The sequence below is a fragment of the Caulobacter sp. genome (assembly GCF_049283275.1).
GTDB lineage: Bacteria > Pseudomonadota > Alphaproteobacteria > Caulobacterales > Caulobacteraceae > Caulobacter.
This window is the reverse complement of record NZ_JBAPVS010000252.1, coordinates 1-14,879: the sequence shown is the minus strand read 5'-3', so window position 1 is coordinate 14,879 and position 14,879 is coordinate 1. Positions and strand designations below refer to the sequence as shown.

The window sequence follows — 14,879 nt, the reverse complement described above, 5'->3', positions numbered from 1 at the left end:
GGGTCTTGTAGGGCTCGGGCGTGGTCGATTCGACGGGGGCCGGCAGCGGCGCGCCCAGTGAGACCGAGCCGGGCGCGGCGTTGGGGTTGATCGGGACGGCGGCGGGCGACGACACGGCGGCGGTCGCCTGGGCCTCGGCCACCTGGGCGGGCGGGCTGTCCTTGGCGATGGCGCGTTGAGCCAGGTTCCACAGCACGATGGCGGCCACGATCAGCACGCCCAGCGCCAGGATCAGGCCCAGGCGCGGATCGCGTTCGTGATGCACCCCGACCGGGGCGCGCAACGGCTCGCTGTCGTCGGGCACGTCCACCTTGAAGCGGGCCACGGCGGCTTCGCCGTCCAGACCCAGCATGTTGGCGTAGGATTTCACATAGCCGATGGTGAACGGCCGCGAAGGCAGCTCGTCCAGGCGCAGGCCTTCCAGCGCCCCGACATAGCTCTGACGGATGCGGGTGGCGTCGGCGACCTCCTGCAGGGTCAGGCCGCGAAATTCGCGCGCCGCGCGCAGGGCCGAACCGATGTCGTCGCCGTAGTCGATGGCGGGCTGATACGGGGCGACGGGCGCGTCTTCACGCTCGCCTTCGGCGACCGGATGCAAGTGCGGAACCCTGCCCGTGTCCAGCGGCATGGCTGCCATGAAACCCCAAAATTCGCGTCGGCCGAGAATTCGGTATGAACCCGACGGCTGCCCCACCCGTCCTAGCCGGGATTTGTTAATACTTTATGGTCGATATCAAAGTAAGTTGCCGGATTCAATACACTATAAGGCGACGCTTGCTTAACCGCGACCGTGTCTAGACGGCGACGTAAAGCTTGCGCGCCAGGGTCTCGATCTCGCCGCGGAGCGACCCGGCCGAGGTCTTGAGCAGGGCCTCGACATTGCGCCGAGCGGCCTCGCGATCGCACGACAGCACCATCTGCTTGACCGGCCCGATGCCGGCCGGCGGCATCGACAGCCGGTCGAAACCCAAGGCCAGCAAGGCGAAAGCCTCCAGCGGACGCCCCGCCATCTCCCCGCAAACCGAGACCGGGGTGCCGGTGTCGGCGCAGGCCTGCTGGATGGTCTTCAGCGCGCGCAGGGCGGCCGGCGACAGCGGATCGTAGCGATCCGACACCCTCGGATTGCCCCGATCGGCGGCGAACAAGTACTGCATCAGGTCGTTGGTGCCGACCGAAACGAAGTCCGTCATCGGCAAAAGCGCGTCGAGATGCCACAGCAGCGAGGGGGCCTCGATCATCGCCCCCACGTCCAGACGCGCCGGTTCGGGCCGGCCGCGCTTCAGGGCCCAGGCGACTTCCTGGTCGACGAAGGCGCGGGCGGCGCGGAACTCGTCCACATTGGCCACCAGCGGGAACATGATCCGCAGCTCGCGGCCCCGCGCGGCCTTGATCAGGGCGCGGATCTGCATGCGCAGCAGGGCCGGCCGGTCCAGGCCCATGCGGATGGCCCGCCAGCCCAGGGCCGGATTGTCCTCGCGCTCCAGCTCCATATACGGCAGCAGCTTGTCGCCGCCGAGGTCCAGGGTGCGGAAGGTCACCGGCATGCCGTTGGCGGCTTCCAGCACCTTTTCGTAGAGGCTGGTCTGGGCCTCCAGCCGCGGCATCTCCTCGGCGACCATGAACTGGAATTCGGTGCGGAACAGGCCGATGCCCTCCGCGCCCGTCTCGCCCAGGATGTCCAGATCGACGGCCAGGCCGGCGTTCATCAGCAGCGTGACCTTGTCGCCGTCCTTGGTCACGGCCGGCGTGTCGCGGATCCGCGCGAACTCGGCCTTGCGCTGGGCGCGGACCTCCATCCGGGCCTGCAGCGACTTGACCACGTCGGCGCGCGGCCGCAGCCAGGCCTCGGCGGTCTCGGCGTCGACCACCACCGGGTCGCCCTCGTTGACCCGGTCGCGCAGGCCCGCCAGACGGCCCACGCAGGGGATGTCCAGCGCCCGGGCGACGATGCCGGCGTGGCTGGCGGCCGAGCCTTCCTCCAGCAGGATGCCCTTGAGCTTGGTGCGGTCGTATTCCAGCAGATCGGCGGGGCCCAGGTTCCGGGCGATCAGGATCGCATTCTCGGGCAACACCCGCACGGCGTGGACGTCGCCCGACAGGTGGCGCAGCAGCCGATCGTTGAGGTCTTCCAGGTCGTGCAGGCGCTCGCGCAGATAAGGGTCGCGGGCCTGGCCCAGGCGGGCGCGGTGCTCGGAGCGCACGCGCTCGACCGCGGCCTCGGCGGTCAGGCCCGAGCGCACGGCCTCCTGCAGCGACCGGTTCCAGCCCCGGTCATGGGCGAACATCCGGTAAGTCTCGAGCACCTCGTAGGAGGCGCCGACCAGGCCGTGCTGGCCTTCCAGCATCTCGTCGATCTGGGTCTGCAGCGCCTCGATGGCCCATTTCAGCCGGGCTTCCTCGGCCAGGGCGTCGTCGGACAGCAGCTGTTCGGGGGCCACCGGCTGCTCGTGCAGCACGGCCACGCCATAGGCCAGCCCCTCGGCGAAGCGCGTGCCCTTCAGCCGCTCGGGCTTGTGGGGCGCGATCTCGACGTCCTTGAGCTCGGTCAGGCCCAGCAGCTCGCCGGCGCTGACCATCTCGGCCAGGACCATGGCGATGATCTGCAGGTCCTCGACCTCCTCCTCGTCATAGACCCGCTCGGTGCGGTTCTGGACGACCAGCACGCCGATGGTGCGGCCGCCGCGCAGCAGCGGCACGGCCAGGAAGGCGTGGTAGGGATCTTCGCCGGTTTCGGGGCGGTAGGAGAAGGCCGGGTGGCTGGCGGCGTCCGACAGGTTCAGCGGCCGCCCCAGACGCATGGTCTCGCCGACCAGGCCTTCGCCCGGCTTCATGCGGGTGACGTGGACGGCGTCGCGCGACAGGCCTTCGGTGGCGAACAGCTCCAGATCGCCCGAGGCGCGGCGCAGATAGATCGAGCAGACCTCGGCGACCATCGAGATGGCGATGGTGCGCACCACCATGTCGAGCTTGGCCTGGGCGGGGCCGCCCCCGGCCATGGCCTCGCGAATCTGCCGAAGCAGGCTGCGTGGTCCCCGAACAGCGATCCCGGACGCCGCCATGTTTGCGCGCGCACTCCCCTTTGTCCGATACGCTTAGCCCGACAAAACGCGCCGGGGGTTAAGAAGCCGCATCGTCCTCAGCCGGGCTATAGCAGATTTCGCGCCGGGCACAGCGTTCACTCCTGGCCAAATCGCGGTTCGCGCATAAAAAAGGCGCCGCCCCCGCAGGGACGGCGCCTGTCGTTTCGGCTGGGATGCCGTTAGCGGCGCTGGCCGTAGTAGCCGTTCCCATACTGGCCGCCGTCCTGGCGATAGCCGGTGTTGTAGCGATCGTTGCGACGGTCGCGGCCGTAACCGTTGCTGTACGACTGGGTGTAGCCGTTGTTGTAGCCGTAGCCGTTGTTGTAGCTCGATCCGTAGCCGTTGCCGTAACGGGTGTCGCGATAGCCGCTGGAATAGCGATGGTCGCGATCGCTGTTGCCGGTCGAGGCGCCCAGGGCCGCGCCGGCGACGGCGCCGATGGCGATGCCGCCGGTGTCGCCCTTCGACAGGGCCGCGCCGGCGATGCCGCCGATCAGGGCGCCGATGACGGCGCGTTCGGTCTTGTCGCCGGCGAAGGCGGCCGAGGCGGGCAGGACCAGGGCGCCGGTCAGGGCCGCGGCGACGGCGATCTTCGTGAACTTGGTGGTCTTCATGGCACTGGCTCCATTCGAAGCGTCATGTCCGGGGAAGTCCGGTTCGGCGCTGTTGGGACCTTTATGTGCCTTGGGCTTTGAACCCGATCTGAACGGCGATGTTCAGGTTACGGTCATGTTCGGAGCACGGCCTACTCCGCCGGATGCGCCTCGGCATCTGGCCGATGCAGATGCACCGACCACAGCACGCCGGCCAGCATCAGGACGATGGCGGCGACCTCCAGCGGCAGCGGCCAGCGGGCCTCGTGCAGGAAGCCGTACAGCAAGGCGAACAGGGTCTCGAAGACGATCAGTTGGCCCGACAGGCTGAGCGGCAGCAGCCGGCTGGCGGCGTTCCACAGGCCGTTGCCGATCACCGATGCCCCCAAGGCCACGGCCAAACTGACGCCCCAGAACAGCGCCCAGGCGTTCGGGACGTGCGGAGCACCGCCCAGGAAGGCCGGGATCACCAGCAACAGCGACAGCAGGCCGGTCACCACCCCTGTCAGCAGCGACCATTCGTGGCTGTTGAAGCGCGGCGTGGCGGCCAGGCGGCGGGCGTTCCAGACGGCGTAGACGGTCCACGTCGCCAGCGCCCCGGCCGCCGCCAGCAGGCCCAGGATCAGACGCCCGACGCTCACGCCGCTCGCGGTCTGGAAGGCGGCGACGTTGATGCAGACGACGCCCGCCCCGACCAGCAGCAGCGGCGCGGCCAGCCGGCGCAGGGCCACCCCCTCCCCCGGCTTGGCGCCGACCAGGGTGATGGTGACCGGCAGCAGGCCGATGATCAGCGAGGCCGGGGCGACGCCGGCGATCTGCACCGAGATCGCCAAGCACACATAGTAGACGATGTTGCCCAGCAGGCTGAGCCCCGCCAAGTCGCGCCAGTCGGCCCAGGTCAGCCGTCCCAGCACCTTGCGCGCGGCAGGCGCCAGCAAGGCCGCCGAGGCCAGGCCGTAGCAGAGATAGCGCCCAGCGGTCATCTGCAGCGGCGTGAAGGCCGCCAGCAGCTTGGGCGCCAGAAACACCCCGCCCCAGAACGCCCCCGCGACGAGGCCGCAGAGAAGTCCGATCAAGAGGCGTTGCTGTTGGCTCATGCGAGGGAGTTAGCAGAGCCGGGCGCGGGTGGCATGGCGAAAGCTTTCGGGAGCTTGAGGCCCGAGCGCTTCCGCTCGACGCGTCTGAACGTTCGCCATCCCGGACCAAGCGCAGCGAAGATCCGGGATGACAGACTTTGGATCGCCTGATCAGGCCACGGCCGCCTGCGCTTCCTCGTACGACGCCATCTGCGCCGCCAGCGCCCGCTGGAAGGCCGGCCGCGCCTCGCACCGGCGGACATAGGCGTCCAGCACCGGCATCGAGGCGATCAGGTCGGTGTGGCGCGGGATGCGCAGCACGGTGGTCATCATCAGGTCGGCGGCCGTGAAGCGCTCGCCCTCCAGATACTCGCGGCCCTCCAGCCAGGCGGCCAGGCCCTGGAGGCGCTTGGTCGCGAAGGCCAGGGCGCCGGGGCGACGTTCCTTGGCCCATCCCTCGTCGGCGAAGAACACGTCGACCTGGAATAGGTTCTCCAGGGCCGGTTCGACCGAATTGAGGGCCGCGAACAGCCAGGTGTTCATCCGCAGACGCCCCTCGGCATCAGGCGGCGCCAGGGCCGGCGAACCCTGGGCGATGTGCTGGACGATGGCGCCGGTCTCGAACATCACGAAGTCGCCTTCGTGATAGATCGGCACCTGGCCGAACGGCTGCAGGGCGCGATAGGCGACGGTCTCCTTGTCGAGCGGCCCCAGCAGCCGGGTGGTGTAGGCAAGACCCGCCTCCTCCAGCGCCCACCGCACGCGCAGGTCGCGCACCAGACCCCGGGCGAAGGGCGGAACCCAGGCGAAAGCACTGATCGTGATCATCTTCATCCTCCTCGTGGCGGGCCCTCGATGGGCCTTCCAGGAGAAGTCGCGCGGGGATCGGCGATTTCGACAGGGAGGGTGGAAAATTCTGGAGGTCAGCCGTGTCCGGGCAGGGCCAGAGGTTCGCTGATCGCCTCGACCAGCAGCTTGGCCTGCTCGACCGCGCCGTCGATGTCGCGCTCGATGAACTCGACCTCGACGTCCGTCAGGGGATGGGGGGCGGCGATCACCTCGCGCAGATAGGCGCGCTTCTCGGGCTCGGTCATGGTCCACCAGCCCACGGTGTGGCCTTCCTCGATCACCGCGTCGCCCATGGCCAGCAGGTCGTCCTCGTCGAAGATCGGGCGCCCCGGCTGTTCGGGGAACCACTGGCCGTCGTCGGGCAGGAACTGGTCCAACTGCTTGAGCAGGGCCGCCAGCCAGGGGCTGACCAGCAGGGGCTTTTCGTAGCCGTCGCCGAACTTGGCCCGCAGCAGCAGGTCGTACAGCAGGTCCAGCCCCGCATCGCCCTGGAAGGTGACGGACTTCGTCTCGGGATCGAAATGGAAGACCGACATGGAGGCTCCTGGAAGGGATTCGAGGCCCTTCATACCGTCAGAAGGCGACGTTTAGCTAACGGCGGCACGCCGTGCGTCCTTCGAGGCCGCGCGCGGCGAAGCCGGGCCTCGAAGGACGCAGCGCGGTTCAGCCTACAGCTGGTCCAGCCCGTAGACCGCGTGCAGCGCCCGCACGGCCAGCTCGGTGTAGGCCGCGTCGATCAGGACCGAGATCTTGATCTCCGAGGTGGAGATGACCTGGATGTTGATGTTCTTCTCGGCCAGGGCCTGGAACATCGACTGGGCGACGCCGGCGTGGCTGCGCATGCCCACCCCGATCACCGAAACCTTGGCCACGTCCTCGTTGACGGCCACGTCCTCGAAGCCGATTTCCTTTTGGGCGGCGCGGACGATCTCGACGGCGCGGACGGCGTCGCGCTTGCCGACCGTGAACTCCATGTTGGCGGTGTCGGCGCTGCGGGCGCGCGACTGCACGATCATGTCGACGTTCACATTGGCGTCGGCCAGCCGGCCGAAGATCTGCGACGACACGCCCGGATGGTCGGGCAGGCCCAGCAGGGTGATCTTGGCCTCGTCGCGGCTATAGGCGACGCCCGAGACGATGCGCTTTTCCATGATTTCTTCCTCGTCGCAGACGATCGTTCCTTGGCCGGGAGCTTCCCCGGGTTCGACGAAACTCGACAGCACCCGCACCGGGACGCGATGGGCCATGGCCATCTCGACCGAGCGGGTCTGCAGCACCTTGGCCCCCAGGGAGGCCATTTCCAGCATTTCCTCGTAGCTGATCTTGGCCAGCTTGCGGGCCTTGCTCTCGATCCGAGGGTCGGTCGTGTAGACGCCGTCGACGTCCGTGTAGATGTCGCAGTCGCCCTTCACCGCCGCGGCGATGGCCACGGCGCTGGTGTCCGAGCCGCCGCGGCCAAGCGTGGTGATGCGCTGGTCGCTGGTCACGCCCTGGAAGCCGGCGATCACGGCGATCTGGCCGGCCGCGAAACAGGCCTCCAGATTGGCCGGCGGGATATCCTCGATGCGGGCGCGGCCGTGGGCGTCGTCGGTCAGGATCGGCACCTGCCAACCCAGGAACGAGCGGGCGTTGAGGCCCATGTTGCGCAGGGTCATGGCCAGCAGGCCGGCCGTGACCTGCTCGCCCGACGCCACGACGGCGTCGTACTCGTCGTCCGACTCCGGCAGCCCCTGGCCCGCGCGACCGCAGCCGTCGGTCCAGGCCACCAGCTCGTTGGTCTTGCCCGACATGGCCGAGACGACCACCGCGACCTGCTTGCCCGTCGCCACCTCAGCCGCGACCAGCCGCGCCACCCGGCGGATGCGCTCCAGGTCGGCCACCGAGGTGCCGCCGAACTTCATCACCAGACGTGACACGCCCTACCCCGTAAAAACCTAAGGTCAATTCTTGCGCCGAAGCGGACGAACCGCGCCGCTCGCGCAAGGCGTGGTCTTCTAGCGGCGCCGGAGCGCAACGGCAATGTCGCGACGGCGCCTTTTTCGTCGAGTGGGACACCATGCCCTGGCGCCGCGGGCGGTGGGGTTGCTACATGAGAGGCATGAGCCAGTCCGCCGACGCGCCCCCCTCCGCCGGAAACGCCCCCTCCTGGAGCATCGACCCCGCCGACGTGGCGCGGTTCTCGGCCATCGCGGCGGAGTGGTGGAACCCGCACGGCAAGTTCGCGCCGCTGCACGTGTTCAATCCCTGCCGGCTGGGCTTCATTCGGGAGCAGGCGCTGGCGCGGTTCGACCGCGACGGCAATGCGCGCACGCCCTTCGAGGGCCTGACCCTGCTCGACATCGGCTGCGGCGGCGGGCTGCTCAGCGAGCCGATGGCGCGGCTGGGCTTCGCGGTCACCGCCATCGACGCCTCGGAGCGCAACATCAACACCGCCGCCGCCCATGCCGCCGAGCAGGGGCTGGAGATCGGCTATCGCCCGGCCACCGCCGAGCAACTGCTGGCCGAGGGCGCGGGACCGTTCGACGTGGTGCTGACCATGGAGGTCATCGAGCACGTCGCCGACCCGGGCGAGTTCCTGCGCACCTGCGCCAAGCTGCTCAAGCCCGGCGGCCTGATGATCGTCGCCACCCTGAACCGTACGCTCAAAGCCCTGGCCCTGGCCAAGATCGGGGCCGAATACGTGCTGCGCTGGGTGCCGCCCGGCACTCACGACTGGAAGCAGTTCCTCAAGCCCGATGAACTGCGCGCCTTCCTGGCCGGCCAACCTGTGGACGTCCAAGGCCCGTTCGGCGTGGCCTACAATCCGCTGACCGGCCGCTGGAGCCGTTCGGCCGATTGCGACATCAACTACATGATGACCGTGACCAAGGACTGAGGGCCGCCCGGCGCCCGAAGGAACCTCTACCGCTGTCACGCCTTCTATTGGCCAGGGACATCCCACCAAGGATTGGCGGCTCGTTTTCGGGGGCCAGACGTCGATCCGTTCGTAGGAACGGAGAGAGTTATCATGACTTCCAAGACCACTGTGTGGCTGATGGCTTCGGCCATAGCCCTGAGCACCGCCGCGCCTGTACTGGCCCAATCCGCGGACGCCGCCTACCAGCAGCGCCTGCAAACCTATGGCGACCAGCGCGCCGCCTATGACGAACGCTCGGCCGACTATCGCGCCCAGCAACAGGCCTACGAGGCCGAACGCGCCCGCTATGATCGGGCTCGCGCCGACTATGACCGTCGCTACGGCTCGGGCGCCTATGATCGCCGCTATCCGCAGTATGCGACCCGCTTCGACAGCTCCGGCTACGCCAACAGCTCGGACTATCGCCGCGCGCAGATCAAGTTCGAGCGCGAGCGCGACACCTACGAGAAGGCCCGTCGCGACTATGATCGTCGGCGCGGCGCCGGCGCCTATGACCGTCGCTATCCCGATCAGGCGCGACGCTTCAGCGTCAGCAGCCAGGGTTACGCCTCCAACAGCAGCGACTATATGAGCCAGCGCGCCCAGTACGAACGCGATCGCGCCGATTACGAGCGGGCCCGCGCCGACTACGACCGCCGCTACGGGTCGGGGTCCTATGACCGCCGCTATCCCGACTATGCCACCCGCTACAGCGCGCCCTACGCCGGCGGCCATGGCGACAACGTCTCGTATAGCGAGCCCTGCCGCACCGACGCCAAGAAGAACGCCGTCGCCGGCGGCGTGATCGGAGCCCTGATCGGCGCCGTGGCCGGCTCGAACATCGCCGCCCGCAACGCCAAGACCGAAGGCACCGTGCTGGGCGCCCTGGTCGGCGCCGGGGCCGGCGCGGCCATTGGCAACGCCTCGGCCAAGGGCCACTGCGACACCGCCGGCCAGTACTGGACCTATGACGACACCGTCCCCTATCGGGAAAGCAGCGACTATCGCGCCAGCTCCAGCACGGCCTACAGCGACTACAGCCGCCGTTGCCGCCTGGCCCCGGCCGAAGCCGACTACAACGGTCGCGTCGAGACCCGTTATGTCCGCGTCTGCCCCGACAGCGAAGGTCGCTTCCGCGTCCAGGGCTAAGGCTTCAACGAGGATGAACGGCGGCGGCGTCGCCGTTTCATCTCCGGTTCAGGTCGGAAAGCCGACACTCGTCGAACCCAATCTCGGCTTGAGCGTTTCTCCGCTCAAGAACTGACAACAGCAAAAGGAGCCGTCATGCGTGCTCAACTCAAGACTCTCGCCGTCGTCGTCGCTCTCGGTTTCACGGCCTCCACCGTCGCGGTGACCGTCGCCGAAGCCCAGACCCGCACCCACAAGGTCTGGGTCTGCAAGAGCACCAAGAGCGCCCGTAACAAGGGCACCGTCGTCGGCGCCCTCGGCGGCGGCACCCTTGGCGCCGTGGTCGCCGGCAGCGGCAACAAGACCGAAGGCGCCCTGCTCGGCGGCGCCCTGGGCGCTGTCGCCGGCAACCAGATCGCCAAGAAGAACTCCAAGAAGAAGAACTGCCACTACGAGTACCGTCGCTACTAGACGGTTCGCCCAAGCTGGTCGGGAAGGGGGATGGGAAACCGTCCCCCTTTTTCGTGGACGGAGGCTTCGCCGTCGATCACCCCACGCCCAGATGCCGCGCTAGCTTGTCCAGGGTCTGGTATCCCAACTCCACCGCGCCGAAGCCGATGCCGGCGTCGCGCTGCTCTTTTGTCGGATGCAGCTGGCGCATGGTCAGCACGCATTTGCCGTCGCCCTGTTCGTCGAAGGTGATCGTCGTGTGGAACCGGCCGGGGTCGTCGTCCACATCCGATCCGTGCTCGACCTCCAGCAGCCTCGGCGGGTCGATGCGCAGGAACACCATGCGGTTCTCCCAGCGGGTTCCGTCCGGGCCGGTGTAGATGAACCGCCAGCGGCCGCCTTCGCGGATGTCGATCTCCAGGGTCTCGGTCTTGAAACCCTCCGGTCCGAACCAGCGCGTGATCTGACTCGGATCGCTGAAAGCCTGGAACACGCGGGCGCGCGGCGCGGCGATCACGCGGCACAGCACGATCTCGCGTTCGAGCGCCCAGGTCGCGCGGGGATCATGGCTCATGGTCGTCATCTTTCAAAAAGGTCGGTTGCGGGGATTGCGGTTGCGCGAGAAAGCGCTCCAGCCGGTCGAGCCGCCCTTCCCAGGCCGCGCGCGTGTGATCGAACCAGCGCGCCGTCTCGGCCAGGCGTTCGGTGTTCAGGCTGCAAGGACGTTTCTGGCCGTCGCGTCCGCGCGCGATCAGCCCGGCGCGCTCCAACACCTTCAGGTGCTGCGACACCGCCGGCAGGCTCATGGCGAAGGGCCGGGCGATCTCTTGCACGGTCATGTCGCCCTCGCTGGCCAGCCGGCTGACAATCGCCAGCCGGGTCGGGTCGCCGAGAGCCGCGAAGGCGTCGCTGAGCGGTTGGAAGGACTGCACGTTCCGGGCCTGTCGAGATATTAAAGCATTTGCTTAAATATCTCGACAGGCGGCCTCGGTCAATGACGGCAGGCGGGTCTTAGTTGACTTCGCTCTTTTTCGGCGGTGCCGGCGGCAGAGGCGCGACCTTGATGCCGTCCTCGACCAGGGCCTTGACCTCCTTGGCCGAGGCCTGGCCGTAGATGCCGCGCTCCTCGGACTTGCCGTCGTGGATGTCGCGCGCCTCCTTGGCGAAGCGGTCACCGACATAGTCGAAGTTCTCCTCGACCTGGCGGCGGACCTCGCCCATGGCGGCCATCATCATCTCGCGCATCTGGGCGCTGGGCTCGGGCGCGGACTTCTGGGCCTTGGTCCCGGCCACGGCGGGGGTCATGATCTGCTTGCGCACAGCCTTGGAAGCGCACAGCGGGCATTCCAGCAAGCCGCGGGCGGCCTGGTCGTCATAGTCGGACGACGAGCCGAACCAGCCTTCGAAGGCGTGGTCGTGATCGCAACTGAGCGCGTACTTGATCATGGGGACTATATAGGGACTACGGGCCCGTGAAGGCACGGGCGTTCTTGAGGACCGGGATCGCCGCGCGGGCCGTGTCGACGGCCGCGAGGTCGAGGTCGGCGATCAACACCCCCGGCTCGTCGTGGTCGAGTTTGCCGATCACCTCGCCCCAGGGACCAACGACGATCGAGCGCCCCCAGGTGCCACGGCCGTCCTCATGGAAGCCGCCCTGGGCCGCGGCGATCACGAACGAGCCGGTCTCGATGGCCCGGGCCCGCAGCAGGATGTCCCAGTGCGCCTCGCCGGTGGGCCGGGTGAAGGCGGCCGGAACCGTCAGAATCTGGGCCCCGCCCAGCGCCAGGGCCCGGTGCAGGGCCGGAAACCGCATGTCGTAGCAGATGGTCAGGCCGAAGGTCCCCAGCGGGGTCTGGACCACCGTGGCGCGCTCGCCGGGCGTGTAGGTCGCCGATTCCCGGGCCGTCTCACCGGTCGGCAGGTCGACGTCGAACATGTGCAGCTTGTCGTAGGTCGCGATGATCGCGCCCGTCGGGTCGATCACCGCCTGGCGGTTGGCCGCCTTTCCATCTTCCCGTTTCACCAGCGCCGAGCCGACATCGATCCAGACGTCCAGCTCGCGGGCCAGATCGCGCAGGCCGCGCACCACGATGTCGTCCTCCAGCGAGACCAGGGTCGGCAGCAGCTTGGCCCGGTCCTTCTGCAGCACGTTGGTGCATTCCGGCGTCAGGATGAACCGCGCGCCCTGCCCCGCCGCCTCGCGCACCAGCGGCGCGACATGCTCCAGCGCGGCCGCGTGGGTCGCGGGGGTGCGGGTCTGGATCAGGCCGACTCGAAGAGGCGCGGACAGGCTCATGCCGCGAGGAGAGCGTCCAGCTTGCCCTCGCGCTCCAGCGCGAACATGTCGTCGCAGCCGCCGATGTGCTGCTCGCCGACGAAGATCTGCGGGAAGGTGGTGCGGCCCGAACGGTCCATCATCTCCTTTCGCAGCGCCGGATCCATGCCGGCCTCGATCTCGGTGAAGTCGGCGTCCTTGTCGTTGAGCAGCTTCAGGGCCCGGGCGCAGTAGCCGCAGAACGGACGGGTGTAGATGGTGACCTTGGCCATGGAGAATCCGTAACAGAAGTCGTTTCCGGTCCTCATATAGGACGGGCTTGCATTTCTGTAACGCGCGCGACGACCGCGAGTGACACTTGTGCGGCGCCGGCGGCCAACAAAGCCCGGGCGCAGCCCTCGGCTGTCGCCCCCGTGGTCAGGACGTCGTCGATCAGCAGCACCTTGCGGCCGATCACCCGATGGCGGCACTGTTCGGGCACGGCGAAGGCCGCGGCCACGTTGCGACGGCGGCCGTCGGCGGACTTGCCGCCCTGGCTGTCGGTGTCGCGCCGGCGGACCAGCGTGTCGGGCAGATAGACCCGCTCGGCCATGGCGCACAGCGGCCGGGCGATCTCGGCGGCCTGGTTGTAGCGCCGCCGCAGCAGGCGCGAGCGGTGCATCGGCACCGGAACCACCGCCTCGGCTTCCTCCAGCAGGTCGGCGGCGCAGCGCGACAGCCAGCGCGCGAACAGGCCCGACAGGTCGGTGCGGTCGGCGTGCTTGAGCTTGAGGATCAGGTCGCGCGAGTGCTCGTCGTACAGACAGGCGGCCCGCGCTCGTGCAAAGGCGCGAGGCCGTGTCTGACACAGGACGCAGCGGATTTCGCCCGCGTCATAGGCGAACGCCGCGCCGCAGCCGTCGCAGACCGGGCCGTCCAGAAAGGTGATGCGGCTCCAGGCCTCGGCCGACAGGCCCGAGGTCAGGGCCGCCCCGCCGTCGAAGGCGCGCGGCGGCAGGATCAGGTCCAGCACGCCTTGCGCGAACGCCGTGAGGTGAGCGGGAGGTTTCCCCAGAGCTTTCCATGGGACGCGAGAAAGACCATCTTGCGCCGACATGACCGCCGCTCCCCTGCTCTTCGACCGCGCCCTGCTGCGCGCCCGCCTGAACCGCGCCGCCCCCGGCTTCGACGCCGCCGGCTTCCTGAAGGCGCGCGCCGCCGAGGACGCCGTGATGCGCCTGGAGGCGATCCTGCGGGAGTTTCCGGTCGCCGTCGATCTGGGAAGCCGAAACGGCGCTTTCTCCAAGGCCCTGGAGGGCAGCGACGCGCGCGCCAAGATCGGCCTGCTGATCGAGACCGACCTGTCGGAAGCGATGCTGGCCCAAAGCGCCTCAAAAGGTCGCCAGGGGATGCGGATCGTGGTCGACGAGGAGCGCCTGCCGTTCGGCGACCAGACCCTGGACCTGGCCGTCTCGACCCTGGCCCTGCACTGGACCAACGACCTGGTCGGGACCCTGATCCAGATCCGCCGCGCGCTGAGGCCCGATGGCCTGTTCGTCGGGGCCCTGTTCGGCGGGGCCACCCTGACCGAGCTGCGCCAGGCGATGCTGGCCGCCGAGGACGAAGTCACCGGCGGGGCCTTCCCGCGCGTCTCGCCGTTCGCCGACACGGTCGACGCCGCGGGCCTGCTGCAACGCGCCGGCTTCGCCCTGCCCGTGGCCGACAAGGACCGGGTCAAGGTGCGCTACGCCCACCCGATCGCCCTGCTCAAGGACCTGCGGACCATGGGCGAGACCAGCGTGCTGATCGACCGCTCGCGCAAGCCGCTGGGCCGCAAGGTGCTGCTGCGGGCGATGGAGATCTATCAGCAGCGGTTCGCCGAGCCCGACGGCCGCGTGCCGGCCACGTTCGAGATCATCACCGTCACCGGCTGGGCCCCGCACGAAAGCCAGCAAAAGCCCCTGCGCCCGGGCTCGGCCAAGATGCGGCTGGCCGACGCCCTGGGCGTGGTCGAGCAGTCGGCGGGCGACAAGGCGGGACGCTAGGCCTCAGAGCAGATCGCGCAGCCAGGCGATCAGCGGCAGGTCGGCGGGCGGCATCGGATAGTCCGCCAGATGGTCTGGTTTCACCCACTTCAGCGCCTCGTGCTCCTTGGCGGTCACCAACCCTTCCCAGCGGCGCAGCAGGTAGAGCGGCATCAGCAGGTGGAAGGTCTCGTAGGTGTGCGAGGCGAACACGAACGGGGCCAGGCAGGCCTGGGCCACCTTGATGCCCAGCTCCTCGTCCAGTTCGCGGATCAGGCACTGTTCGGGCGTCTCGCCGGGCTCGACCTTGCCGCCGGGAAACTCCCACAGGCCGGCCAGCGACTTGCCCTGAGGCCGCTGGCAGATCAGCACGCGGCCGTCGACATCGATCAGGGCGGCGGCGGCGACGAGGACGGTGGGCTTGGTCATGAGGGCGTTAGTCGGATGCTCCGAGCGAGTTGGCAACACCTGTGTGCGCCGCGGAGCCCCCTCAGTCGCTCCGCGACAGCTCCCCCAGCGGGGGAGCATC

The 14,879-nt window shown here is 68.7% G+C and carries 18 protein-coding genes; 4 read left to right on the top strand and 14 right to left on the bottom strand.

Annotated elements, in window-relative coordinates; genetic code table 11:
• The 7 genes from WAL33_RS14420 to WAL33_RS14390 all read right to left on the bottom strand — a co-directional run.
• On the bottom strand, positions 1–628 hold a 628-nt coding region (locus WAL33_RS14420), incomplete at its 3' end, for a helix-turn-helix domain-containing protein (protein ID WP_422182213.1).
• A gap of 166 nt (positions 629–794) precedes the next feature.
• A complete protein-coding gene (ptsP, locus tag WAL33_RS14415) occupies positions 795–3,059 on the bottom strand; it encodes a phosphoenolpyruvate--protein phosphotransferase (protein ID WP_422182212.1) in 2,265 nt (754 codons plus the stop codon).
• Positions 3,060–3,259: 200 nt separating this feature from the next.
• Positions 3,260–3,694, bottom strand: coding sequence for a glycine zipper 2TM domain-containing protein (locus WAL33_RS14410; RefSeq protein WP_422182211.1), 435 nt, complete (start codon positions 3,692–3,694; stop codon positions 3,260–3,262).
• A gap of 131 nt (positions 3,695–3,825) precedes the next feature.
• Complete coding sequence (locus tag WAL33_RS14405) at positions 3,826–4,770, bottom strand: DMT family transporter (RefSeq protein WP_422182210.1); 945 nt, start codon at positions 4,768–4,770, stop codon at positions 3,826–3,828.
• Between the two features lie 150 nt (positions 4,771–4,920).
• Positions 4,921–5,577: a glutathione S-transferase family protein gene (locus WAL33_RS14400; RefSeq protein ID WP_422182209.1), complete on the bottom strand. Its 657-nt coding sequence runs from the start codon at positions 5,575–5,577 to the stop codon at positions 4,921–4,923.
• Positions 5,578–5,672: 95 nt separating this feature from the next.
• A complete protein-coding gene (locus tag WAL33_RS14395; protein WP_422182208.1) occupies positions 5,673–6,134 on the bottom strand; it encodes a hypothetical protein in 462 nt (153 codons plus the stop codon).
• 132 nt (positions 6,135–6,266) lie between these two features.
• Positions 6,267–7,514, bottom strand: a complete 1,248-nt coding sequence (locus WAL33_RS14390; RefSeq protein ID WP_422182207.1) for an aspartate kinase — start codon at positions 7,512–7,514, stop codon at positions 6,267–6,269.
• Between the two features lie 182 nt (positions 7,515–7,696).
• Here WAL33_RS14390 and ubiG point away from each other — a divergent pair, with 182 nt between their 5' ends.
• The 3 genes from ubiG (at position 7,697) to WAL33_RS14375 (ending at position 10,093) form a co-directional block, all read left to right on the top strand.
• Entirely contained in the window at positions 7,697–8,473 is a 777-nt protein-coding gene (gene ubiG / locus WAL33_RS14385; protein ID WP_422182206.1) for a bifunctional 2-polyprenyl-6-hydroxyphenol methylase/3-demethylubiquinol 3-O-methyltransferase UbiG, read from the top strand.
• Positions 8,474–8,605: 132 nt separating this feature from the next.
• Positions 8,606–9,643, top strand: coding sequence for a glycine zipper 2TM domain-containing protein (locus tag WAL33_RS14380; protein WP_422182205.1), 1,038 nt, complete (start codon positions 8,606–8,608; stop codon positions 9,641–9,643).
• Positions 9,644–9,778: 135 nt separating this feature from the next.
• The gene (locus WAL33_RS14375; RefSeq protein ID WP_422182204.1) at positions 9,779–10,093 is read left to right on the top strand and encodes a glycine zipper 2TM domain-containing protein; all 315 of its coding nucleotides are present in this window, start codon (positions 9,779–9,781) and stop codon (positions 10,091–10,093) included.
• 76 nt (positions 10,094–10,169) lie between these two features.
• Here WAL33_RS14375 and WAL33_RS14370 read toward each other — a convergent pair whose 3' ends face one another.
• The 6 genes from WAL33_RS14370 to WAL33_RS14345 form a co-directional block, all read right to left on the bottom strand.
• Positions 10,170–10,646, bottom strand: coding sequence for an SRPBCC family protein (locus WAL33_RS14370; protein WP_422182203.1), 477 nt, complete (start codon positions 10,644–10,646; stop codon positions 10,170–10,172).
• Positions 10,636–11,004 carry an ArsR/SmtB family transcription factor gene (locus tag WAL33_RS14365; protein ID WP_422182202.1) on the bottom strand — a complete coding sequence of 123 codons (369 nt, stop codon included), beginning with the start codon at positions 11,002–11,004 and terminating at the stop codon, positions 10,636–10,638. The genes WAL33_RS14370 and WAL33_RS14365 overlap by 11 nt, the downstream gene beginning before the upstream one ends.
• Before the next feature lie 79 nt (positions 11,005–11,083).
• Positions 11,084–11,518: a DUF1178 family protein gene (locus tag WAL33_RS14360; protein ID WP_422182201.1), complete on the bottom strand. Its 435-nt coding sequence runs from the start codon at positions 11,516–11,518 to the stop codon at positions 11,084–11,086.
• Positions 11,519–11,534: 16 nt separating this feature from the next.
• Positions 11,535–12,368: a carbon-nitrogen hydrolase family protein gene (locus WAL33_RS14355; protein WP_422182200.1), complete on the bottom strand. Its 834-nt coding sequence runs from the start codon at positions 12,366–12,368 to the stop codon at positions 11,535–11,537.
• A complete protein-coding gene (grxC, locus tag WAL33_RS14350) occupies positions 12,365–12,619 on the bottom strand; it encodes a glutaredoxin 3 (RefSeq protein WP_422182199.1) in 255 nt (84 codons plus the stop codon). Before grxC ends, WAL33_RS14355 begins: the two co-directional genes overlap by 4 nt.
• A 32-nt stretch (positions 12,620–12,651) precedes the next feature.
• Positions 12,652–13,356 carry a ComF family protein gene (locus tag WAL33_RS14345; RefSeq protein ID WP_422182214.1) on the bottom strand — a complete coding sequence of 235 codons (705 nt, stop codon included), beginning with the start codon at positions 13,354–13,356 and terminating at the stop codon, positions 12,652–12,654.
• 85 nt (positions 13,357–13,441) lie between these two features.
• On the opposite strand from WAL33_RS14345, the gene WAL33_RS14340 reads away from it, so the two are divergent.
• Positions 13,442–14,371, top strand: a complete 930-nt coding sequence (locus WAL33_RS14340; RefSeq protein ID WP_422182198.1) for a methyltransferase domain-containing protein — start codon at positions 13,442–13,444, stop codon at positions 14,369–14,371.
• 3 nt (positions 14,372–14,374) lie between these two features.
• Here the strand turns inward: WAL33_RS14340 and mutT are convergent, their stop codons facing one another.
• Positions 14,375–14,779 (bottom strand): 8-oxo-dGTP diphosphatase MutT, encoded by a 405-nt coding sequence (gene mutT, locus WAL33_RS14335; RefSeq protein ID WP_422182197.1) that lies wholly within the window; start codon positions 14,777–14,779, stop codon positions 14,375–14,377.
• Between the last annotated feature and the right edge of the window lie 100 nt (positions 14,780–14,879).

What these genes read in the sequence shown, in the direction of transcription:
- mutT (WP_422182197.1), bottom strand. Translation starts at nt 14,779, where the DNA reads ATGACCAAGCCCACCGTCCTCGTCGCCGCCGCCGCCCTGATCGATGTC.
- WAL33_RS14360 (WP_422182201.1), bottom strand. Translation starts at nt 11,518, where the DNA reads ATGATCAAGTACGCGCTCAGTTGCGATCACGACCACGCCTTCGAAGGC.
- WAL33_RS14380 (WP_422182205.1), top strand. Translation starts at nt 8,606, where the DNA reads ATGACTTCCAAGACCACTGTGTGGCTGATGGCTTCGGCCATAGCCCTG.
- grxC (WP_422182199.1), bottom strand. Translation starts at nt 12,619, where the DNA reads ATGGCCAAGGTCACCATCTACACCCGTCCGTTCTGCGGCTACTGCGCC.
- WAL33_RS14355 (WP_422182200.1), bottom strand. Translation starts at nt 12,368, where the DNA reads ATGAGCCTGTCCGCGCCTCTTCGAGTCGGCCTGATCCAGACCCGCACC.
- WAL33_RS14375 (WP_422182204.1), top strand. Translation starts at nt 9,779, where the DNA reads ATGCGTGCTCAACTCAAGACTCTCGCCGTCGTCGTCGCTCTCGGTTTC.
- WAL33_RS14400 (WP_422182209.1), bottom strand. Translation starts at nt 5,577, where the DNA reads ATGATCACGATCAGTGCTTTCGCCTGGGTTCCGCCCTTCGCCCGGGGT.
- WAL33_RS14370 (WP_422182203.1), bottom strand. Translation starts at nt 10,646, where the DNA reads ATGAGCCATGATCCCCGCGCGACCTGGGCGCTCGAACGCGAGATCGTG.
- ubiG (WP_422182206.1), top strand. Translation starts at nt 7,697, where the DNA reads ATGAGCCAGTCCGCCGACGCGCCCCCCTCCGCCGGAAACGCCCCCTCC.
- WAL33_RS14340 (WP_422182198.1), top strand. Translation starts at nt 13,442, where the DNA reads ATGACCGCCGCTCCCCTGCTCTTCGACCGCGCCCTGCTGCGCGCCCGC.
- WAL33_RS14410 (WP_422182211.1), bottom strand. Translation starts at nt 3,694, where the DNA reads ATGAAGACCACCAAGTTCACGAAGATCGCCGTCGCCGCGGCCCTGACC.
- ptsP (WP_422182212.1), bottom strand. Translation starts at nt 3,059, where the DNA reads ATGGCGGCGTCCGGGATCGCTGTTCGGGGACCACGCAGCCTGCTTCGG.
- WAL33_RS14395 (WP_422182208.1), bottom strand. Translation starts at nt 6,134, where the DNA reads ATGTCGGTCTTCCATTTCGATCCCGAGACGAAGTCCGTCACCTTCCAG.
- WAL33_RS14405 (WP_422182210.1), bottom strand. Translation starts at nt 4,770, where the DNA reads ATGAGCCAACAGCAACGCCTCTTGATCGGACTTCTCTGCGGCCTCGTC.